This window comes from Kushneria aurantia DSM 21353, assembly GCF_000382245.1.
Taxonomy (GTDB): Bacteria; Pseudomonadota; Gammaproteobacteria; order Pseudomonadales; family Halomonadaceae; genus Kushneria; species Kushneria aurantia.
Genome location: NZ_KB907862.1, coordinates 283,716 through 303,945, shown reverse-complemented (window position 1 = coordinate 303,945; position 20,230 = coordinate 283,716). Strand labels below are relative to the sequence as shown.

The 20,230-nt window shown below is 56.8% G+C and carries 21 protein-coding genes; 2 read left to right on the top strand and 19 right to left on the bottom strand.

The window, feature by feature from the left end; all coding sequences use genetic code 11:
• The first annotated feature begins 40 nt into the window (after positions 1-40).
• Together H146_RS0101510 and H146_RS21150 are read left to right on the top strand one after the other, a co-directional pair.
• A complete protein-coding gene (locus tag H146_RS0101510) occupies positions 41-1,093 on the top strand; it encodes a TRAP transporter substrate-binding protein (protein ID WP_019950082.1) in 1,053 nt (350 codons plus the stop codon).
• 43 nt (positions 1,094-1,136) lie between these two features.
• A complete protein-coding gene (locus H146_RS21150; protein WP_156826642.1) occupies positions 1,137-2,306 on the top strand; it encodes a DcaP family trimeric outer membrane transporter in 1,170 nt (389 codons plus the stop codon).
• A gap of 316 nt (positions 2,307-2,622) precedes the next feature.
• Here the strand turns inward: H146_RS21150 and H146_RS20510 are convergent, their stop codons facing one another.
• The 19 genes from H146_RS20510 to H146_RS0101390 all read right to left on the bottom strand — a co-directional run bounded on the left by H146_RS20510 (position 2,623) and on the right by H146_RS0101390 (position 20,047).
• On the bottom strand, positions 2,623-3,552 hold the full coding sequence (locus tag H146_RS20510; protein WP_169433448.1) for a ketopantoate reductase family protein: 930 nt from the start codon (positions 3,550-3,552) through the stop codon (positions 2,623-2,625).
• 7 nt (positions 3,553-3,559) lie between these two features.
• Positions 3,560-4,342, bottom strand: a complete 783-nt coding sequence (locus H146_RS0101475; RefSeq protein ID WP_019950075.1) for a class II aldolase/adducin family protein — start codon at positions 4,340-4,342, stop codon at positions 3,560-3,562.
• 15 nt (positions 4,343-4,357) lie between these two features.
• The gene (locus H146_RS0101470) at positions 4,358-5,377 is read right to left on the bottom strand and encodes a ketopantoate reductase family protein (protein ID WP_026351674.1); all 1,020 of its coding nucleotides are present in this window, start codon (positions 5,375-5,377) and stop codon (positions 4,358-4,360) included.
• Positions 5,378-5,388: 11 nt separating this feature from the next.
• A complete protein-coding gene (locus tag H146_RS0101465) occupies positions 5,389-5,955 on the bottom strand; it encodes a nuclear transport factor 2 family protein (RefSeq protein ID WP_019950072.1) in 567 nt (188 codons plus the stop codon).
• A 51-nt stretch (positions 5,956-6,006) separates the two neighbouring features.
• The gene (locus H146_RS0101460; RefSeq protein ID WP_019950071.1) at positions 6,007-6,936 is read right to left on the bottom strand and encodes a flavin reductase; all 930 of its coding nucleotides are present in this window, start codon (positions 6,934-6,936) and stop codon (positions 6,007-6,009) included.
• A 23-nt stretch (positions 6,937-6,959) separates the two neighbouring features.
• Positions 6,960-7,151: a 2-hydroxymuconate tautomerase gene (locus H146_RS0101455; protein WP_019950070.1), complete on the bottom strand. Its 192-nt coding sequence runs from the start codon at positions 7,149-7,151 to the stop codon at positions 6,960-6,962.
• Positions 7,152-7,217: 66 nt separating this feature from the next.
• Positions 7,218-8,246 carry a TRAP transporter substrate-binding protein gene (locus H146_RS0101450; RefSeq protein ID WP_019950069.1) on the bottom strand — a complete coding sequence of 343 codons (1,029 nt, stop codon included), beginning with the start codon at positions 8,244-8,246 and terminating at the stop codon, positions 7,218-7,220.
• Between the two features lie 42 nt (positions 8,247-8,288).
• Positions 8,289-9,620, bottom strand: coding sequence for a TRAP transporter large permease (locus H146_RS0101445; protein WP_019950068.1), 1,332 nt, complete (start codon positions 9,618-9,620; stop codon positions 8,289-8,291).
• Positions 9,613-10,161, bottom strand: coding sequence for a TRAP transporter small permease subunit (locus H146_RS18120; RefSeq protein WP_019950067.1), 549 nt, complete (start codon positions 10,159-10,161; stop codon positions 9,613-9,615). The genes H146_RS0101445 and H146_RS18120 overlap by 8 nt, the downstream gene beginning before the upstream one ends.
• 20 nt (positions 10,162-10,181) lie before the next feature.
• Positions 10,182-11,138, bottom strand: coding sequence for a PDR/VanB family oxidoreductase (locus tag H146_RS0101435; RefSeq protein WP_019950066.1), 957 nt, complete (start codon positions 11,136-11,138; stop codon positions 10,182-10,184).
• 15 nt (positions 11,139-11,153) lie between these two features.
• Complete coding sequence (locus H146_RS0101430) at positions 11,154-11,912, bottom strand: SDR family NAD(P)-dependent oxidoreductase (protein WP_019950065.1); 759 nt, start codon at positions 11,910-11,912, stop codon at positions 11,154-11,156.
• The gene (locus tag H146_RS0101425; protein WP_019950064.1) at positions 11,912-12,397 is read right to left on the bottom strand and encodes an aromatic-ring-hydroxylating dioxygenase subunit beta; all 486 of its coding nucleotides are present in this window, start codon (positions 12,395-12,397) and stop codon (positions 11,912-11,914) included. The genes H146_RS0101430 and H146_RS0101425 overlap by 1 nt, the downstream gene beginning before the upstream one ends.
• A gap of 3 nt (positions 12,398-12,400) precedes the next feature.
• A complete protein-coding gene (locus H146_RS0101420) occupies positions 12,401-13,675 on the bottom strand; it encodes an aromatic ring-hydroxylating oxygenase subunit alpha (protein ID WP_019950063.1) in 1,275 nt (424 codons plus the stop codon).
• Between the two features lie 90 nt (positions 13,676-13,765).
• A complete protein-coding gene (locus tag H146_RS0101415; protein WP_019950062.1) occupies positions 13,766-14,110 on the bottom strand; it encodes a hypothetical protein in 345 nt (114 codons plus the stop codon).
• A gap of 52 nt (positions 14,111-14,162) precedes the next feature.
• The gene (locus H146_RS0101410) at positions 14,163-15,308 is read right to left on the bottom strand and encodes an acyl-CoA dehydrogenase family protein (protein ID WP_019950061.1); all 1,146 of its coding nucleotides are present in this window, start codon (positions 15,306-15,308) and stop codon (positions 14,163-14,165) included.
• Positions 15,309-15,310: 2 nt separating this feature from the next.
• Complete coding sequence (locus tag H146_RS18115) at positions 15,311-16,447, bottom strand: amidase (RefSeq protein ID WP_033195309.1); 1,137 nt, start codon at positions 16,445-16,447, stop codon at positions 15,311-15,313.
• A 132-nt stretch (positions 16,448-16,579) separates the two neighbouring features.
• Positions 16,580-17,869 (bottom strand): TRAP transporter large permease, encoded by a 1,290-nt coding sequence (locus H146_RS0101400; RefSeq protein ID WP_019950059.1) that lies wholly within the window; start codon positions 17,867-17,869, stop codon positions 16,580-16,582.
• On the bottom strand, positions 17,866-18,342 hold the full coding sequence (locus tag H146_RS0101395; protein ID WP_019950058.1) for a TRAP transporter small permease: 477 nt from the start codon (positions 18,340-18,342) through the stop codon (positions 17,866-17,868). The genes H146_RS0101400 and H146_RS0101395 overlap by 4 nt, the downstream gene beginning before the upstream one ends.
• Positions 18,343-18,757: 415 nt before the next feature.
• Complete coding sequence (locus tag H146_RS0101390) at positions 18,758-20,047, bottom strand: aromatic ring-hydroxylating oxygenase subunit alpha (RefSeq protein ID WP_019950057.1); 1,290 nt, start codon at positions 20,045-20,047, stop codon at positions 18,758-18,760.
• Between the last annotated feature and the right edge of the window lie 183 nt (positions 20,048-20,230).

Genomic DNA, 20,230 nt, shown 5'->3' with positions numbered 1-20,230 from the left:
ACACCCAAGAACATTCAGCAACAACGAGAGGGATCAACACATGACAGGTCAATCGCACCGGCCGTTATGCCTACTGCACATCGTTCGCACCCATTTACGGTGTGCGGGTGGTTTTTTAGCCGCCGCCATGATGAGTAGTTCGGCACTCGCCGACGACATTGCGCTCAACTATGCCTTCTTCGCCCCCGAGCAAACCTTTCCCGGCATGCAAATGCAGTTTTGGGCAGAGCAGCTCGAAGAGCGCACCGACGGCCAGGTCACGGTCAATACCTTTCCCGGTGGCACCTTGCTGACTGCAGGCAACATGCTGGACGGTGTCCTCAATGGCGTCGCCGATATTGGCCTGACCACAACCTCTTACGAACCGGCACGCTTTCCCCTGCTCAACTTGATCGGCGATATCAGCGGCCTCAATGTCAATGCGGAGGTGGCAAGCCAAGTGGCCTACCAGTTAGTGCAGGAATTCCCGCTGAAGCAGTTCAACCTTGAAGACTTCAAGGTAATTACTGTGTTCACCTCCGAGCCCGGCTATCTGCAAACTCAAACGGAGGTCGATACGCTCGAAGAACTGGCCGGTATGGAAATTCGCGTTCCAGGAGAATCTGACACCGTACGCGCTCTGGGCGCTGTACCAGTCGGAATGTCACAAGCGGAGACGGGCGAAGCACTTCAGGCCGGAATCGTTCAAGGCGTTGCATCTTCTCGCGAAACACTCATGGATTTGCAATATGCGCGCTACCTCCACTATGTCGTCGATTATCCCCTGTCTAATGTGGTGATGCTGGCTGTAATGCGACGAGATCGATGGGAGTCGCTTCCTGACGACGTGCAGCAAGTAATTGATGAGCTCGGCGCCGAAGCGTCTCGGTACGCGGGGAACTATCTGGACAAACACGTTCAGGAATCCCTTGAGTGGGCGAAGAAAAACTACGAGCTGCACACCGTCACGCTCTCCGATGAAGAACAGAAACGCTGGTCGGAACATTTGGCCCCTCTCAATGAACAGCATGTAGAGCAGGTCGCCGACCAGGGACTACCGGCTCAGGAGCTCTATCAACGCATGCGTCAGCTTATCGGGCAGTACAAAAACTGACCTGTCACCGCGCCTACATTCACAAAAACAATAGGACAATCAAATGACTATTAATGTAAAAACAACAAGCAGGTCATCAGGATACGCATCGAAAATAATGCTGCCTTTGGCATGTCTAGGGCTTTCAACCGCCGCTCAAGCTCTGGAGTTGGATGTGGGAGATAGCGAAGTCAGCATTTACGGCTTTGCCCAGCTTGACGCAGCTTATACTGATGGCCCGGACATGTATGCTGCCAGTGGTTTCACACCCTTTTTTGATATTCGCCCAAGAGATGTGGAAGGGTCAGACGGCGATTTCGATATGGGTGCTTATACCAGTCGTATAGGATTGCTATCAGCGACACCAACAAAAAACGGACCAATAAGAGTCGTTATCGAGGGTGATTTTCACGAAAATGGAGGGCCAGGATTCCGTCTGCGCCATGCTTACGGAGAGTGGAACGGTATACTTGCCGGCCAGACATGGACAAACTTTTCCGGCTTTGTGGGGTTGACAAAAACTATAGATTTTACTGGCCCAGTAGGTAGACCTAACCCCGGTCGACTGGCCCAGATTCGTTACACTTTGAATGGCTTCTCGGCAGCGCTGGAGGATCCGGATGGCTTTAGCGTAGGCGAAGGTATTCTGAGCGGTACCTCTGGGGTTAATCAGAGTCGCGTTCCCAACTTTACACTACGCTATACACAAAGCGTGGATGCTTTTACCTATGAATTCGGGGGTCTTGGACGTGAAGTAGGTTATGAAGTCAGCAATGAAGACGACTACGCTTTTGGCTGGGGGATAAATGCAAGTGCTTCATATCGCTTTGGTACCGGGATAAAGTTAAGAGGTGCGGTGGCACACGGGGATGGCATCGGAGGTTATCTATTCTTCAATCCGGGCGGCGCAGGTTATGTCAAAGCTGATGGCAAAGTCGAAACAATCAAAGCCACCTCTGCTACCACTGGCATCAGTATTCCGGCCGGTACTGGTGCATTCAACCTCTCCTATGCCATGGTCCAGGCTGACATGGACGATACGGCAGAATTGAATCCAGCTCCGCCCAATATCTATGGCTATGATCGTTATGACAGTGTTTTTCTCAACTACATATGGTCGCCCATAGAGCCAATTTCCTATGGAATAGAGGTTGGTCATCATCGCGCAGAACAACCTTCTGGTGAAAGCAACGATATTACTCGTTTACAAGGCATGGTGCGTTATACCTTCTAAAGCATGCTTTATTGGCTCATTATTCGGTATTATATATACCCACCGTAATCGGTGGGTTTTTACTGGACGATTATCATGATTATTCAAAAATCAAGGTCTTGAGCTTTAAGCTAAGCCCGGACATACACACCGCACCAAAGTTCAGATATAAGAAAAACCAGGCTGAGACACTAATTTCCACGCGAAAACAGGACACCTCGATCTTTGGTATCTACGTTTACAACACATGGCCATATGGCAATGCCGGCCTGCTGTTCATCATTCTGCAGGAGACCTGTCACCAAAGATTTATCTACACTTGAGCCAGCACTACTCTTTATTCGACGCGATAGCTGTCGGGTTCACCCAATATAAGCAGGTCGCAAAGAGTTTCGAGAACTGGTGTTCGCAGATCATGCTGCTTGGAAAGGCGCACTATGGATTCATGCAGTAGGATAACTTCCGATGCATGGCCTGCCCTGCGATCTTGTAACATGGAAGGGATATGCTGCGCTTGGTAACGAATAGCATGCTCGATATTTTTGAGCACTTTTTTTTGATCGAACATGGCGCCCGAATGTCTGGCCACTTTGCCACATTCGACAACTATATTTTCGATCAGGCGCTGGCCACGTTCCTGATTACCCACCTCTCCAACTTTCTTGTCGAGTAACGTACAAAGGCCATTGAGAGCGGCATTAAAAGCGGCTTTCTCCCAGATATATTCCGCGACATCGGGGTTTAGCACGCTGGACAATCCCGCCACGAGGAAAGTGTCATGAAGCTTTGCCATAAAGGGATCATACTGGCCGTCATAGGACCACCAATGAAGATCGCCCTGGCCTTTACACTGTATAACCCCTGGAGCCTCGAGATCAGCCGCAAGAGTAGTAACCCCGTGCAGTATTGTGGCAGGATCGATAAACTTGGCCAAAACATCGGCATTGCCCAGACCATTTTGCAGGGTCAATACTCGCGTATCAGCGGCAATCAGATGACGGGCGGCCTTGATAGCACCTTCGGTGGCTCCGCCTTTGGTCAATACCAGAACAAGGTCGAAGTGCTCACTCAGCTGATCGGCTGAATGCACAGGAACATAGACCTGCTCCTTTTCGCTGTTCTCCATGTTCAGCCTGATACCATGGGACCGAATCGCCAACAGTACTTCTGGATCGATATCGATCAAATTCACCTGATTACCGCTTAGCGAGAGCCGAGCGGCAAACAAGCAACCCATGGCACCGGCGCCAATAATGATAGTTTTCATAACTTGCCTAGAAAGGCAGGGAACGCTCATCTTTCATTTTGCGCACCATAGCAGTAAAAAATTCGTTCGCAAAGCCGCTTTCACGAATGAGTTTTTCCGTCAGGCTTGCGCATTTTTGGCTAATGCTTGTTTCAATCTCCACGTCCTCGCCTCCCAGGGCGCCTGCTGCACACTGGTTTTCGGCGGCACGTTGTACGGTCCAAAGCAAGAAAATTGCTTTTTCGATGCTGGACTCACCTACCGCAATGCCGTGGTTACGCAATACTAAAATGTGCTTATCGCCCATGTTGTCGAGCATGCGTGACTTCTCGTCGGCAAACAGCGTGATACCTTCGAATTCGTGGTAAGCCACACGACCGTAGAGCTGTGCACCATAGAAATCGTGGTGACTGAAGCCACGTTTTTTTTGCACTACGGCGGAAACCGGGACTGTATGAGTATGCAACATACAATGGATATCGTCGCGAGCTCCATGCACGGCACTATGCAACGCAAAGCCCGCCGGGTTGGCCTCATAGTGTGACTCCTGGACCTTGTGGCCTTCCAGGTCGACCTTGAGCAAGTTAAGCGGCGTTACCTCGGTATAGTTGAGCCCGAAAGGGTTGACCAGGTAGTGGCCATCGCTACCGGGTACCCGTGCAGAGATATGGTTGAAAATGGTTTCGGTCCAACCGAAAAAATCGACCAGGTGGTAGCAGTAGGCCAGTTTCACCCGCTGCTCCCACTCCGTATCGCTGCAGTGGACGGGCTTTTCGATGGTATCGGGCATGGCAATGGGTTGTATGTTCATTGGGACAATCTCCTGTCAGGATGTAGGCTCGTTGGCGCAATACGCGGCGTTCTCGAGGTAGTGGGTGAGTGAATAGATGGTGCTGATGGTGGGAACGGCAATTTCCTTGCGTTGGGCGAGTTCGATCACCCCTTCGACGATGGCGGCAAGCTCCAGCTCCTTGGCCTGCTGGAAATCCTGCAGCATGGAGGTCTTGACCCCGGCCATGCCCGCCCCCAATTTGCGAAGCTCGGCCAAATCCAGCTCTAGTTGGCTGCCATAAGCGTTGGCGATCAGGCGCGTCTCTTCGAACAGCCCCTCCACCACTTTTTCGAGCAAGGGACTCCCATAAAGGGTGTCGAGACTGGCATTGGTGATCACCGACAGTGGGTTGGAGGTCAAATTGGCGGCGATTTTGCTCCACACCGCATCACGGATGCGCGGCGTATGGCGCGTCTCAATGCCGGCGACGCCCAACCATTCAATCAGTGCCATCAAGCGTTGCACGCGTTTGGCAGGCAACGCAGTGATCTCTCCGAGGATCAGCTGATGCGGAGTCTTCGAACGTGCCGAGCCTGGTGAGAGCACCTGCGCGGAGATGTATACCACGCAGCCGACGATCGTCTCGGCGGGTAGGCAAGTAACCAGCTTGCCGCCGGGATCGACGGCATCGATATGATCAGGCCAGGCCTCGGACAGCTGCCCCATGAATAGCCACCAGGGTGTGCCGTTGACCATGGGGACCAGGCAGGTATGGGCATCGAACAGCGGCCTGAGTTGCGGCAATAGCGAGGGTAACGCCTGAGACTTGGTACAAAGCAGCACGATGTCATGTACGCCAAGCTCGGCACAGTTATCGGATACCTTGACCCTGGCAGCATGCTCACCCTGCATGTCGCTAAGCCGTATGCCCCGCGTTTTAATGGCGAAAAGCGTTTCACCCCGGGCAAGCACGCTGACCTGACAACCGGCCTCGGCCAGAAGAGCCGCCAGGGCGGTGCCAATGGCACCCGCCCCTATAATGGCAATGCGTAACGCTGCGATAGGTGACGACATGAGCAACTACCTCAAGGCTTCATCAAAACCGAGGCCGTAGAAAATTCCGTGGCCCAGCCCTCTTTCAAGGGGGCAACGAAGACGTTTTCCGTGCGTGTCCGGGTGATCAGCCAGCGGCCGTCGAGCTGTTTGGCGAAGGTATTGTTCAATCGCGACGAACGCAAAAGCGAGCTACCGTCCGAGAAAATCCAGGGCTGGCAGTGGACCCATTGACCGGTGGCCGTGTCACCCTCCACATGGATCTGCTCAGCCGTCAGGTAATGAACATTGAGTAACAGCTCGGGGTCTTTCTTATCCCCCCAAAACTTTTCGAAATGGCGGCGTATGGCATCGGCCCCTTCAAGCCGACCAAACTGGCCATCGTAGTATTCACCCACCCCCTCCCAGATGGCGTCGTTGCTGTAGAGCGCCATGATATGGTCGATGCGCTCGGCATCGTCCTTGACGCCATATTCGGGCAGGGGCGTATCGCAAAGGAACATGTAGCGCGTCTGAAGTCGCCGAATCTCTGCTTCAGCTTCGAGTTTATCCACACGCGCCAAAAGCGCTTGAAAGTCGCTTGCCGTTACCTCACTCATGCGCGGGTCTCCTTCTTCCGTCGTGAGGTGATCGATACCTGAGGTGGGCGCTCAATCCGCGCCGAGCTCCTCGATCACATGCAAAAGCCCCGATTTCATATGGCGTACTTCGTCATCGCTGATCTTTTCGAACACTTTCTGCTCGTAATCTCGCGCCATGGCGAGCAGCTTGTTGGCGAGCTCGGCGCCCTGGGGCGTCAGGTCAAGCATGGGCTCGCTGTCCTTCTCGACGACGAGACCACGTTGGCAAAGTCCGCCCAGGGTGTCCTCGAAGTCTTTCAGGGGCTGGGCCACCACCTGCACGACCTTGTCGCGCGGCTGCGTGCCGCGATCGAGCAACAACGTCATAAGCCGCCACTCCTTGTCGTCGACTCCAAGGTGGAAAAGCCGTGGGTAGAACCCTTGGCGGTAGGCCACCAGCGACTGGCGCAAGAGGTAAACGAAGTGTTGCCCAAGTACGCCCTCGCCGGTGTGGCTGTCATCCTGAGGCAGGGTCATCGGGTGGGCTTCAGGCAGGGCATAGCGCCCGCCATGGAAAACCAGCGCCCCCTGGCCATTCCGGTAGCCGTATTCCAACACCTCGCCAACGATGATGAAGTGATCGCCGCCCTCATAAACCTGCCAGGTTCTGCACTCGAAGTGAGCCACGGCCCCCTGAATGCGTGCGCTTCCCCCCAACCCTTCCCGGGTATCGATGTCCTTGAATTTGTTCTCGCCACGCTGAGCAAAACGGTTGGAAATCGGCACCTGGTCGCTGCCGAGCACGTTGACAATGAAATACTCCGCCTCGCAGTAAGCATCCTTGCTATAGGCGCTTTTATCGATGCTCCAAAGGATCAGCGGCGGATCCATGGAAACGGCATTGAAGCTACTGACCGTGACACCATACTGCTCTCCCTGGGCATCCCGGGTGGTGATGACGGTAACGCCGGTGGCAAATTTTCCCAGGGCATTTCTGAAATCTCGCGTATCGATACTCATGGTTCACCTCACTAATCGGTTGGCTAGCGTCCCAACTTCTCCCCCGTGACACCGCCAATTCCATACTCGCTTTTGGGTACTTCACTGATGATGACCCGGACGTTCTCTTTGGGTGCGCTCAACGACGACACTACGGCATCGGTGACCTCGCTGATCAGCGCCTCTTTTTGTTGCTGTGTCCTGCCCGACATCATGTAAACGTGAACGGTAGGCATCGCGATCCTCGCGCTGGCTGGTTTGATAATGGCCGTGGGCACCCATCGAGCGCCCCGGATCCTTGCTTAAAACGTAGTGAGCTCGCGGTACTCGTCATAACGCCCGCTAAAGTCCCGGTACGACTGAAGCACCTCGGCAACGTCCGCATCGGCTTGCGCGGCATTGTCCAGGACGTCGGCGGTGGCATTCTTGAGGGCCGTGAGCACCTCGTCAGGGAAGCGCTCCACGCTCACCCCGGCCTCGCGAAACGTATCGAGCGCCGCAGATTGCGCCTGCATGTCATGGGCATACATGTGAATGCTCAAGTCGCTACAAGCGTTACGCACAGCCAGTTGCTGGCTCTCGTCAAGCCCCGCCCAAACATCGGCATTGATCAAAAGCTCGTTGAGGCTGCCGGGTTGATGCCAGCCGGGGAAGTAGTAGTGCTTGGCCACTTCATAGAAGCCAGCGCTGGTATCGATGGTGGGAAAGCTAAGCTCTGCCGCGCCAATCCGGCCGGTATCCAATCCAAGGAAGGTCTCGCCAGCAGGAATCGACACCGGTGAGACACCCAACTCGCGCATCACCTCGCCACCCAGGCCGCTGATGCGCATGCTCAGCCCTTGCAGGTCGTCGACGCTGGTCACCTCCTCAGTGAACCAGCCGCCCGCCTCCGAGACCATGCTGCCGCAGGGAATCGGCACGACGTTGTAGGGCTCGTAAAGCCCCTGCCATAGCTCAAGCCCGCCGCCGCCATACAGCCAAGCGAGATACTTGGGCACATCGGGGCCAAAGGGAATACTCTGGAAAAGCGCTGCGGCGGGAATTTGACCGGCCCAGTAGCTGGCCGCCGACCAACCGGCGTCCAGGCTACCATTACCCACGTTTTCCAGAATCTCGAAAGGCGGCGAAAAAGCCCCCGCATCATAGGGGGTGAAAGTGAGCTCACCATTGGTCACCGTGGCGACATCGTCAGCGAAGCGGTGGATCGAGTCGTCGATCACCTCCAGGCTGAAAGGAAACGCCGATTGCAGCGTCAGGGTTTGCGCCATGGCGCTCGAGGCCAGTAGCGTCGCGCCAGCGCCAAAGAGGGTCTTTTTGAAAGAAAACGTCATACTCTCAACTCCTTTAGAAGGTGGTGATTGACACGGAACGCCTTACAGCATCAAAAGCTCCGGAAAGAGCAGGATCATTAGAAGTACCAAGAGCTGAATGGCGATGAAGGGCAGCACGCCCCGGTAAATGTCGAGGGTGGCCACCCGCTCGCCCACGGCCCCTTTCAAGTAGAAAAGCGACACACCAAAGGGCGGGGTGAGAAAGGAGGTTTGCAAATTGATGGCGAACAAAATGGCAAACCACACCAGTAGCGATGCGCCGCTGAGTCCGTTGGCCAGATCGAGGCCGGTGACGATGGGCACGAAGATGGGCATCAGGATCAGCGAGATCTCGAGCCAGTCCAGGAAGAACCCCAGCAAGAAGACCAGCAGTAGAATCAGCAACAGCACGCTCCAGCTGCCGCCGCCCAGAAGCTCCAGGCTTGCACGTATCAAGCCATCACCGCCACCACCTTTGAAGATGAGTGAAAAGCAGGTGGCCGCGATCACCAGCATCATGATCATGGCGGTAGACACCACCGTCTCGCGAGCCGCTTCCATGACCGAGGTAGCATCGGTCTTGCCCATCAATCCGGCGAACACAAGCACCGCCAGTACCCCAACCCCACTGGCTTCGGTCGGGGTAGCCACCCCATACACGATGGTGCCAAGCACGATGGGAATCAGTACCAAGAAGGGAAAGAGCGCTAGAGCATCACGCCACAGGCGGCGTTGTTCGGTGGCGGGGGCCGCGATACCTGGCGACGCCGAGGCCGTCGTGCGCTTTGCCCACAAGGCAAGGCCCAAGGAGTAGAACATGTAAAACAGCAGCAGCAACGCACTGGGTACCAGCGCCGCGCGAAACAAATGGCCAACCGGCACCGACACCAAACTCGACAAGATGATCAGCATGACCGAGGGCGGCATCAATATCGCCAGGGTGCCGGAGGCCGAGATCAACCCCGATGTCGCAGCCGGTGAGTAGCCGGCATCGAGCATACGCGGCAAGGCGAGTACCGCCAGCAGCACCACCGAGGCCCCCACCACACCGGTGGTGGCCGCCATCAAGCCGCCAATGAACAGAACCGTTAGCGCCAGGTGACCGGGCAACTTCCGAAGTAATCGCTCACTTACTCCGAAAGCATCCCGAGCGAGCCCAGTGCGTTCCAGCAACAACCCCATCATGATGAACATGGGAATGGCGATATATAGCCAGTTGTTCAGACCATTGGCGTAAACCCGGGTCAGCATCAAATTGGCAAAGGCCATGGGCAGGTCGGATATCAACAGGAAGATCGCCGAAGTTCCGCCCAGCACTAACGCGACTGGATAACCGACCAGTATCCCCGTGAACAGCAGTGCTACCATGCAAAGCGGCATCCAGTACTCAAGCATGGCGCGACCTCCCGACGACCAGGCGCCAAAGATGGATCGCGACCAGCAGCACCAGCACGACGACGAACAATGCCACCCCGACGGGCAGTGCCGCCTTGATCACGTAAAGGTCATTGAGCCCTCCGTCGGTCGAGCGCTCGCCGGTCACGTAGGCGCGCTCGGCAAAGCGATAGGCTGGCTGTGAAAGCAACACGAAAAAGGGCAACCCAAGGGCCAGATGCCCGACCAGCTCGATCGCGGTTCGTACCCGTGGCGAAAAACGCACGTGGAACACGTCCACACGAACGTGGCGGTCTAGCCACATCACAGGGGCGATGGCCAGCATCATGGCCAAGGTGAACAACAAAATCTGCAACCCCATCAAGGAGTTGAAGGTAATGCCACGACCCAGAAGCCAATAAGGATTGTCAAATTTGACCAGTTGCGACAAGCCCAGCAAGTGCATCAGCACCCCTGCACCGATCACGAAGGCGATCAGCAACAGGAACAGGCCACACAGGTTGAGTACCCATCGACACAATTGGTTAATGAAGGCGTGCATGGCAAGGCCCCCCGGGTATCTCAAATTTCGATGACCAGCCGCGCGCTTTTGGCACGCGAACAGCACAAGGCGATTTGATCGTTGTCTGCTTTCTCTTCGTCGCTCAAAAACTGATCGCGGTGGTCGGGAACACCTTCCAACACCTCGCAAATACAGGTGCCGCAGACACCCTCTTCGCAGGAGACATCCACCTTTACCCCGGCCGCTTTCAGAGCATTGGCGATCGACACTCCCTCCTCCACCTGGACGGTGACACCGCTGATCGACGCCTCCACCTCGAACGCCGCACCGCTGGTATCCACTTCAGCGCTAAAGTACTCCGAGTGCAGTTGGTCTTTGGGCCATTCGGCCGTCCTGGCGGCGCCCATCACCCACTCCATGAAGCCGGTGGGCCCGCACACGTATAGATGAGTGTTCGTAGGCCTGGACGCCAGGACCGTCTCGATGTCGAGGCGCTGGTCCGCGCCGCCATCGTCGACATGTAGCGACAGGGCTTCGCCAAACTCGGCCTCGAGCTCCTCGATGAAGGCCGCTTTATCACGGCTTCTGCAACAATAGTGCAGCTCGAAAGAGCGCCCGGCGGCCTTGAGCGCATAAGCCATGGCAATCATCGGCGTAATGCCGATACCGCCTCCGGCCAGCAGGGTGTGCGCGGCCGAGTCATCGAGGGGAAATAAATTGCGCGGCTCACTGGCCGATACCTCGACGCCTTCGTGCAGGTCGGCATGCACCGCGCGAGACCCCCCTCGAGACCCAGGATCCAGTAGAACGCCGAGGCGGTAACGGTGGCGCTCGCTGGGCGCATTACTCAGCGAGTATTGACGGATGAGCCCCTCGCCGAGGTGAACATCGATATGTGCCCCTGCTTCGAAAGGCGGCAAGTCGCTCCCGTCGGCAGCCACCAGGTCGATCACGGCGATCTCGTTGGTGTGCACGTCCCGGCGGTCGACGCGAAGCGTCAAGGTGTCGTCTGTCATGGTCATCTCCTGTGCTTAGCGCATGTAAATGCCACCGTTGGCATCCCAGCAAGCGCCAGTCACGAACCCCGCTTTTGGGCCGGCCAGGAACGCCACCATCTGCGCCACCACGTCGGGAGCGCCCAGTTTTCCCACCGGGATTTTGGCAAGCGCCTTATCCAGGTTATCGCCTAGAACCTCGCGCACCATGGGGGTATCCAGCGGTCCTGGCGCGATGGCGTTGCAGGTCACGCCGTCGCCTGCCAGATCGCGGGCAAAGATCTTGGTCAAGGTCAAGATGGCCCCCTTGGAGGCGGCGTAGTGCGCGCCGGTGGCCGTGCCTCCGTTTTGTCCGGCAAGCGATGCCAGGTTGATCAGCCGGCCATAGCCGCGTTCGCGAAAGTGGCGCCCAAATACCTGGCAACCGGTAAAGATGCCTCCGGCATTGGTGGCCATCACGGCATTGAAGTCGGCGGGGTCGATGTCGAAGACGCCCTGGGCAGCGGTACGCGCGGCGTTGTTCACCAGTACCTCGCAGCTACCGAAACGGTCGATGACTTTATCCAGTACGGTCTGAAAATCGGCGGGCTTATCCACGTCGAGCGTGGCCGTCACGGCAGTTTCACCGGCCAGGTCGAGCTCGGAGACCAGCGCTTCTGCAGGGGTCGGGTCGATGTCGGTGATCACCACACGAAACCCGGCCTGGTGCAGAGCTCGCACGATATGAACGCCAAGCCCACGGGCGCCGCCAGTAATCACGGCGGTCTGTATCCTGTCAGGAAGTGGTGCGGCCATTAGAATAAATAGCTGAACGAATTCAGCACTCCATCCGAATTGAGCAGACGAACCACCTTCTCTTTTAGCGTGAAGCTCGCATCAGTGGCAGTGAGGGTATAGCGCAGGTTAGCGGCCCAAAGGCGCTGGCGACCGAACTTGTCTTCGACCAGGTGCTGGGCGCAGGAGACTACGACAGTGTCACCTTCCAGCGCATCAATCTTGAAACGCGATACCGTACGAACGGTGATCGCGGGCGGGGCCGACGAAATCGAAAAGCCCTCCTGGAAGCGCTTGATACGGTCACGACGCATCTTGTCATTGTCGTAGCAGAGGTTGAGTACTTCGGCATAGTTCTCGGCTTCTTCGATAGGAATGATATACATCCCTTCGGTCTGCCAAAGATCGAGCCAGGCATCGTACTCTCTGGCATCCAGCAAAGCTGCTTCGCCCCAGATGAACCGGGTAACGCGCGACAGTAGTTCGTTGTGTTCGCTGTTGCTCATGAATTACTCCTGCATCATCCGTTTCCACATCGAATAAGCGGCACGCATACCCGTTTCGTCCGAGACGTGTCCCCGTGGGCCGTCTTCACCCCGAATCTCTTTATCGATACCGCGATTGACTAGAATGGGTAATTCCTTACCGCCATCCACGCCGCGCTGAATACGCTCCCATACTTCGGCATCGTCAGGAGAACCAAAGCCCATGGGCCCCTGGAAGTGCTCGTGCAGGCGCAAGCGCATACGATTGGCGACCGCCGGGCCACCGTCCATGCCGATGGCGATATGGCGAATGTCAGTCCGATTGACGGCCATCGGCGTCAATACCCGGAAAAACGCCATGGAGCAGGCCACGTTAGGGAAAAGGTTCAGGTTGAAGCCCGAGCCCCCCACGGCGCGAACGATGCGACGCACCTGGTCATCGAGGTAGCCTTCACTACGAAGCTCCTCGGCCAGGGCCTCAAAGCGTTCGGGAATCTTGCGCTCCAGGTCATCTTCCAGATCCACCAGTTCGGGAATCATGACCATGACCGAGTGGCCGTTGCCCAGGTCTTCCACGAAACCCTCGCCTTCGAGGAAGGTGAACGTTTCCTCGGCTTCACCATCGAGAGATTTTAAAAACGACTTGTGAACCACCGGAAAGTGGTAAGCATCAGTGGTGTTTTCGAGCTGTACTTTCCAGTTCATGGGCACCGAGAATTGATGCTCGCCCATGGTCTTCACTGGAAAGCCACCGCCCTGCTTCATGAACAGATCAATCCACTTTTTGGCAGCTCCCAGAAATTCCTCGAGGGGTTCGATATCGTCGTTGAAGGTAGCGAAAATCATACCGTTATAGCTTTCGGTACGTAGGGCGAAAAGGCCATACTCCGCCTTGTCAAACGACTCCCCGTACTGCTCGGGATGTGGAATGGCGCGAAGGCTGCCATCCAGCCCATATCCCCAGCCATGGTAGGGACATTGGAACGAAGAGGTTTTGCCCTTGTGGATTTCGCATACCGTAGCCCCGCGGTGGCGGCAGCGGTTCAGCATGACGTGAAGATTACGCTTACGGTCGCGCGAGACGATAACCGGCTCACGACCCACGTGGGAGAGTTTGAAGGATCCCTTGTCGGGCACTTCGCTTTCATGAGCGACCCACACCCAGGTTTGGCGGAAAATCCGGTCCTGCTCTATATCGAACAGGGCCTCGTCGGTGTACATGGACGAGGCGATCTGATCGCTTTCAACCAATTTTTCGGTGTCCAGGGTAATGTCTTTGGCGTCTATTAACTGGTTCATGCGGTTATCCTGATCGCTTGGCCAAGGCCTTTTTCGAGGGCATTTCAAAGCGTTTTATTCGATCAACACATGGTATTTCGGTGGCTTCAATTATTCAGGGACCACCAGCTCGCGGCCAATACGCGCCTCGACCCGAGCGTATTTCCACAGCTTGAAGGTGCCATCACCCACAGGAGTGGTGCGAAAGAAGTTGCAGGCTTCGACTACAGTGTCGTAGTCGGGCACGTCGGCCATGATGTAGGCAGTCCAGGGGGCGGTCATCGACGGACCGACCATGATACGATCGTCATCCATGATGCCCAGAATATTGACGCCCGGCAGACCGTCGATGCCTTGCATCATCTGGCTGAACGCCTGCCATACCTGCTTGCCTTCCTCGAACGGCGCATTCATGAAGTTTTGATTGATACCAATGCAAAACAGTACGCGATGCATAGTGACGCTCCTTTAACCAGGGTGATGATTCGTTATGAATACGTGATACCGGTCATAAGTAGCCCGGCAACGGGTCATGGCCGAAGAAGATCGCTCCGGCGTTTTTCCAGGTAATCTCGCCCATGAAGGCGTGCTGGGTACAAAGCTGCGAATCGCGCAAAATACGCGACAAGGGATGATCGTTGTCGGCGCCGTTCATGCCGCTGATGCGGTAGATCTCGTGAATGGCCCCGGCACATTCATGGGTAAGATGGGTGGTCGACAAGCGCAACAAATTGACTTCCTCGCGGCTTGGCTCCTGGCCCGATTCGATGCATTTCCAGACATCATCGATGCTTTCGTAAAAGAAAAGCCTTGCGGACTGAACCCGCGCTTCGGCTTTGGCCAGAGCGATCTGGGCATACTCGCGCTCGCCCAGGTTGGGTGCGCCAGTAATCGATTTGCGCCCCTTGACAGAGGCGCGCACCACATCCAGCGCCTCACGAGCCATACCAAGCGTTGTGACTGACAACACCTGGGCGGCAAAAGAGAGCGATGGGTAACGAAAGAAAATTTCATCGAGATTCGGCTTGCCTCCGCGGACGAAGGTCCACTCTTCGGGAACCTCAACATCGTCGACAAGAAGATCGTGACTACCAGTGCCCACCATGCCGATCATGTTCCACGTAGGATCGATCTCGACCTGCTCACGAGGCAGAACCGCCATACGCGGTAGCGCTCCCTCTTCCTCGGGCATGATGCCTACCCCAAAAAGCGATGCGCCCATGCAACCACTTGCAAACTTCCAGCGCCCGCTCACCTTGAAGCCATTCGCCGTGCACACAGCAGGCTGGGGGGGGAAAATACCACCAGCAAAGACCACATCCGGGCTCTCTTGCCATACCTTTTCGAGCGTCTTTTCCGGCAGCGCCGCCAAGTAGGCAGGGCTCATGCCGAAACTCGCCACCCACCCCGCCGAGCCATCCGCGGCGGAAACCGCCTCGACCATGCGCAAAAATTCGGCGGGGGACTTTTCATCGCCGCCAAAGCGCTTGGGTACCATGGCCCGATACACGCCGATCTCCTTGAAGGCATCGATGATGTCTGACGGTATATGGCGTTGTTGTTCGATCTCCTTTCGCCGTGACCGAATCGTCTCGAGCAGGGCATCGAAGCGCGCCTCACCACCCCACTGCTCTTTATCCACGTAATGCGGCATGATTATCTCCTATTGGCGGTGTCATCCCGGTGGCTGGCTGGGTGCAGCAACTGCCACCCGGCCCGGCAAACGCCGGCATCATCGCCATGGCGTCCTATCAATTGCATCGCCACCGGCAAGCCGCGATGCGACGCCAAGGGCAGCGATAACGCAGGATGACCGGAAAGGTTGAAAGGGCGTGCAAAGCGCGACAGGTCGAGATCCTGCTGACCGGCCAGTGCCTCGCGAAGCGTCATGGGAAAGTGCGGCAGAGTGGGCAGCACGAGATAGTCGTGCCGGTCCAGCAAGGCATCCACCTTGGCGGTAAAGGCACGACGCACCTTTTCGGCCTCGGCGACATCCGCATCGGTCGTGACGGCTGCCGCACGCAAGCGCTTGTCCACATCACTGCCGAGTTTGCCGCTCGCCAATAACCCTTCGTAGGCCAAATAAGTTTCACGTTTGATGATCGTCATGGCCGCTTGAAACGCCTCGTCGAGCATCCCGAGGGACACGCTCGAACGGGGTACCCCCGCCTTTTCCACCTGTCGATCGATGCCCTCGACGATGGCCGGCTCGGCCGCCACCTCGGCCATGCCCAAGGAGGTGACCGGGCCGAGTGACGCCTGCGCAAAGCCCTTATCGACCGCCTTCATGAAACCGATCAACTCGGCAAGATCAGCGGCGAACGGGCCGACGCAGTCGAGGCTGCTCACAGCCGGCATGACGCCCTCGCGACTCAATCGGCCGAAAGTGGGCTTGAAGCCATACACACCACAGCAGGCAGCCGGCACGCGAATCGAACCGCCGGTGTCGGTGCCGATACCGATCTCGGCCAACCCCGAAGCCACTGCCGCCGCCGAGCCGCTCGACGAACCACCAGGAATCAGCGCCGGGTAACGCGGGTTTTCAGGCGTACCCGCCCAGCCATTCACCCCGGTCATGCCAAACGCCAATTCGTGCAGGTTGGCCTTGCCGACGATGCGATAGCCCGCCTGAAGCGTTCGCGCGACGATATCGGCATGCGCCGTCGCGGGCGCCGCCTCGGCGAGGGCCGCCGAGCCTGCCTGGGTGGGCGAGCCTGCAATGTCGATCGAGTCTTTGACGACGACGCGTTTTCCACCTTTGCCCAGCATCAATGAAGAGATGAGGATGCTCATGTCAATTGCCTAGATATATTAATCACATGAAAATTCAAGTTTAAGGTCGGCAGATACGACTACTATGGCCCGTCATCACCGGTTGATCGCTCTGCGCGCGCCGCCCACCAACCGTGGGCCGCAGCCACTTTGCTAGAGAATGAATAACACCAGTTGCGGCACCACCAAAAGCAACCCGATACACAGGATATAGGGCGGCAAAAAGTACCCTACGCCTCGGAAGGTTTCGCCCATACGAAGCTCGTCATCCAGACTCTTGACAATGAAGGCGTTGACGCCCACGGGCGGGGTAATCGCACCCATGCTGGTCACGATGCAGACCACCACGCCAAACCATACCGGGTCGTAACCGAGTGCCATGGCCACCGGAAAAAATATAGGGATCGAAATGATCAGAAAGCCCATGGCATCCATCAAGGCACCGCCGATGATGTAAATCAACAAAATACATGCCATGACCAGGATCGCCGGCAGTGGCAGTGCCGCCGCCCACTCACCCACCATGAACGGCAACCGAGTGATGGTGAGAAAACGCCCAAAGATCACGGCCCCGGCAATCAGCATCAGAATCATCGCCGACGACTTCAAGGCATTGGCGATTGCCGCCTGGAGTACCGCAACCGAGAGCTTGCCCTGGAGCAAGGTGATTAGCATGGCGCCAACGCAGCCGACGGCGGCCGCCTCCGTCGAGGTGAACCAACCCGAAAACAGCCCACCCAATACCAGCATGAAGAGCGCCGCCACCTCGATGACCCCCTTCAACGAGCGCCAACGCACCGACCACGTGGAACGCCTTCCCGCAGGCCCCATGTGCGGTTTTAAGTGGCAAAGCAGGGCGATGGTGACGATAAACAACACCACCAAAATGAGACCGGGCATGATACTGGCCAGAAACAGATCGCGAATGGCGAGCTCTGCCTGCAAGGCAATGACGATCAATACCGAGCTTGGCGGGATGATTACCCCAAGGGTCCCGCCAGCGGCGACGCTACCCGCGCTCAGCGCCCGGTTGTAACCAAACTTCTTCATCTCGGGCAGCGCGATGGTGCCCACGGTCGCGGCCGTGGCAGTGTTCGAGCCGCTGACCGCCGCAAAGCCAGCACTGCTCAAAATGGTGGTGGTGGCCATCGAACCGCGCAAATGACCGATCCAGGCGTAGGCCGACGCAAAGATCTTCTCGGTAATGCCGGAACGGAACAAAAGCTCGCCCATGAAGATGAAAAGCGGGATGACGCTGAGCGAATAGCCCGACAATTGTTCCCAAATACCGGAGCTGATTACGTTGTAAGCGGCGATGGGGCTGGTCATGTAGAGCATGCCGAAAAACCCCACCATGAACATTGCGAAGCTGATGGGAACTTTCACGAGAATGAGCAGGAACAGGCAGAGTATTCCCACCAGTGCCACCATGGTCATGCTCATTGCGCCACCACCTTTCCAAGACTGTCGAAAAAATCGCCCAGTAGTACCAGGCAAAAAGCCGAGAAGCCCAATGCCACCAAATAAACGAACGGATAAATCGCCACGCGCAAGGTTTGCGACAACGTCCCCCGCTGCATGGCATTGAGGCCGTACTCCCAAAGCTTCCACGCCACCATGGTAAAAAACAGACAACTCCCCAATGCCACCAACAGCGACATCACGGCCTGCAGTCGCAAGGGCAGGTGAGCAACTAGCAAGTCCAGCTCAACGTGAGCCTTTACACGCTGGGAATACGCCAGAGACAGCGCCACGACCACGGCCGTCAGCCAACCGACTACTTCGGTGGTACCGCCGAAAGAGGAGCTAACCTGGCGCATGATGATGTTGCCGACGACGAGAAACACCATCGCCAACAGAGCAGCTCCCGCCAGATACAGCAACGCAAGACTCACCCACCGATTGATCAACTGCATATAAGCCTCTTTGAAGATTGACGTGCCCACCGCCTGTGTTATGCGAAGACTTCATGTGGTCTGGGGCGATGCGGCATGTTGGGAAAACTTCTCAGCTTCACATTGCGGCCAACCAATACAACCTTCATCACATGAAAAGTAAAGTAAATTGCCGAACAGCTCTATCAATGAGTCAGCAAAAAGCATGCCATTATTAAAAAAATGCTTTATTTCATTGCTTTAAGAAAGAACTCAAAAAACCTATCCCCGAGTAAACTCGGGCCCACCTCCCAATGGCACTTAAATGGTGCATTTTGGCACCTTAATTCATGTCATTGGTGCAAAACACGCCGAGATTACTGAATACAGCCCCAAACGCCACAGGGCCCGCAAAAGCGGGCCCTGTGGCGTTTCAGCATCGCGGCACGCGCGCGACTCAGCCGCCGCGCACCAGCTGCAGGCGCGGCGAGCGCCCCATGTTGTCGAGCATGCGCTCGGCGTACCAGTTAACGAAATCGATCACACCGAACTCGAAAGTCTCCGAGTAGGGTCCCGGCTGATAGGCGATCGAGTTGATGCCGCGCTGGTTCTCCTCGGCAAGCCGCCGATCCTGATCGTTGGTGGCATCCCACACCTTGCGCAGCTCTTCGGGATCGTAATCGACCCCTTCGACGGCGTCCTTGTGCACCAGCCACTTGGTGGTCACCATGGTCTTCTGTGGACCCAGCGGCAGTACCCGGAACACCACGGCGTGATCGCCCATGATATGGTTCCAGGAGTTGGGCAGGTGCAGAATACGCAGCGAGCCCATGTCAGTGCTGGTCATGCGACCCATCAGCTTTTTGCTGCCGGGCTTGCCATCCATCGTCATCGACACCGCTTCGCCGGAGAGCGGCGTGCGGGTCAGGCGGTTGCGGCTGCCAAAGCGCGCCACCTCAAAAGGCACGTCACAGGCACTCCACTCGGCCTGCTTGCGCGCCACCAGGTCCTTGTACTCCTGAGTAGCTCGCGGATCCTCGGTGTCGTCGAACTCCATCAGTGAGCCCAGCAGCTCCGGGTGGGCACCGCTGCAGTGGTAGCACTCACGGTTGTTCTCGATCACCAGCTTCCAGTTGGCATCCTCGACGATGCTCGACTCCACCGCCACTTTGGCGTTATCCGCCAGGCCGCTGGGCTCGAGATAGCGCTCCAGGGTCTCGAGGAAATCATCGACTGCCGGCGGATTGTCGCTCAGGCAGATGAAGATATAGCCGCCGGCGGTGCGCACCTGGACCGGCTTGAGACCGTACTCCGACAGATCGAAGTTCTCGCCCATGTCGCTGCCGGCGAACAGCAGCCGACCGTCGAGCTCGTAGGTCCACTGATGGTAGGGACAGACCAGCTTGGCGACCTTGCCACGCTCCTGCATACACAGCCGCGAGCCGCGATGGCGACAGACGTTATGGAAGGCGTGCACCTGGCCGTTGGTGCCGCGCACGATGATCACCGGGTTATCGCCGATCTCCAGAGTCAGGTAGTTACCCTTTTTGGGAATTTCGCAGGTCATACCGGCGAAAAGCCACTCCTTCTGGAAAATCTCCTGCATATCGAGCGCGAACAGCCGAGTATCGTTATAAAACGGCTGCGGCAGCGAAAAGTTACGATCGCGTGAATACAACATGGCTGCAGCGCTGTCGCGCACGCCGCGAGTGACGTCATCGGCTCCGGCAGAAGCAATCAGGTCCATGGCAAACTCCTGTTATACAAAACGCCCGCTATATATGCGGCTTTCGGATTCAAATTCTGCCCTGTCCGTAATGCGGGCGCGGGCACACAGGATACGCACGAATAGCACTACCCACGGTCATGATTTTGTGACAGCCGGGCAATGGGCGGTTATTCATTCGCGACGCCGGATGACGCGCTGACG

Bases quoted from the DNA above. Each gene is read 5' to 3' on its own strand.
- H146_RS0101510 (WP_019950082.1), top strand. From the start codon at position 41: ATGACAGGTCAATCGCACCGGCCGTTATGCCTACTGCACATCGTTCGC.
- H146_RS21150 (WP_156826642.1), top strand. From the start codon at position 1,137: ATGACTATTAATGTAAAAACAACAAGCAGGTCATCAGGATACGCATCG.
- H146_RS20510 (WP_169433448.1), bottom strand. From the start codon at position 3,552: ATGAAAACTATCATTATTGGCGCCGGTGCCATGGGTTGCTTGTTTGCC.
- H146_RS0101475 (WP_019950075.1), bottom strand. From the start codon at position 4,342: ATGAACATACAACCCATTGCCATGCCCGATACCATCGAAAAGCCCGTC.
- H146_RS0101470 (WP_026351674.1), bottom strand. From the start codon at position 5,377: ATGTCGTCACCTATCGCAGCGTTACGCATTGCCATTATAGGGGCGGGT.
- H146_RS0101465 (WP_019950072.1), bottom strand. From the start codon at position 5,955: ATGAGTGAGGTAACGGCAAGCGACTTTCAAGCGCTTTTGGCGCGTGTG.
- H146_RS0101460 (WP_019950071.1), bottom strand. From the start codon at position 6,936: ATGAGTATCGATACGCGAGATTTCAGAAATGCCCTGGGAAAATTTGCC.
- H146_RS0101455 (WP_019950070.1), bottom strand. From the start codon at position 7,151: ATGCCTACCGTTCACGTTTACATGATGTCGGGCAGGACACAGCAACAA.
- H146_RS0101450 (WP_019950069.1), bottom strand. From the start codon at position 8,246: ATGACGTTTTCTTTCAAAAAGACCCTCTTTGGCGCTGGCGCGACGCTA.
- H146_RS0101445 (WP_019950068.1), bottom strand. From the start codon at position 9,620: ATGCTTGAGTACTGGATGCCGCTTTGCATGGTAGCACTGCTGTTCACG.
- H146_RS18120 (WP_019950067.1), bottom strand. From the start codon at position 10,161: ATGCACGCCTTCATTAACCAATTGTGTCGATGGGTACTCAACCTGTGT.
- H146_RS0101435 (WP_019950066.1), bottom strand. From the start codon at position 11,138: ATGACAGACGACACCTTGACGCTTCGCGTCGACCGCCGGGACGTGCAC.
- H146_RS0101430 (WP_019950065.1), bottom strand. From the start codon at position 11,912: ATGGCCGCACCACTTCCTGACAGGATACAGACCGCCGTGATTACTGGC.
- H146_RS0101425 (WP_019950064.1), bottom strand. From the start codon at position 12,397: ATGAGCAACAGCGAACACAACGAACTACTGTCGCGCGTTACCCGGTTC.
- H146_RS0101420 (WP_019950063.1), bottom strand. From the start codon at position 13,675: ATGAACCAGTTAATAGACGCCAAAGACATTACCCTGGACACCGAAAAA.
- H146_RS0101415 (WP_019950062.1), bottom strand. From the start codon at position 14,110: ATGCATCGCGTACTGTTTTGCATTGGTATCAATCAAAACTTCATGAAT.
- H146_RS0101410 (WP_019950061.1), bottom strand. From the start codon at position 15,308: ATGCCGCATTACGTGGATAAAGAGCAGTGGGGTGGTGAGGCGCGCTTC.
- H146_RS18115 (WP_033195309.1), bottom strand. From the start codon at position 16,447: ATGAGCATCCTCATCTCTTCATTGATGCTGGGCAAAGGTGGAAAACGC.
- H146_RS0101400 (WP_019950059.1), bottom strand. From the start codon at position 17,869: ATGAGCATGACCATGGTGGCACTGGTGGGAATACTCTGCCTGTTCCTG.
- H146_RS0101395 (WP_019950058.1), bottom strand. From the start codon at position 18,342: ATGCAGTTGATCAATCGGTGGGTGAGTCTTGCGTTGCTGTATCTGGCG.
- H146_RS0101390 (WP_019950057.1), bottom strand. From the start codon at position 20,047: ATGGACCTGATTGCTTCTGCCGGAGCCGATGACGTCACTCGCGGCGTG.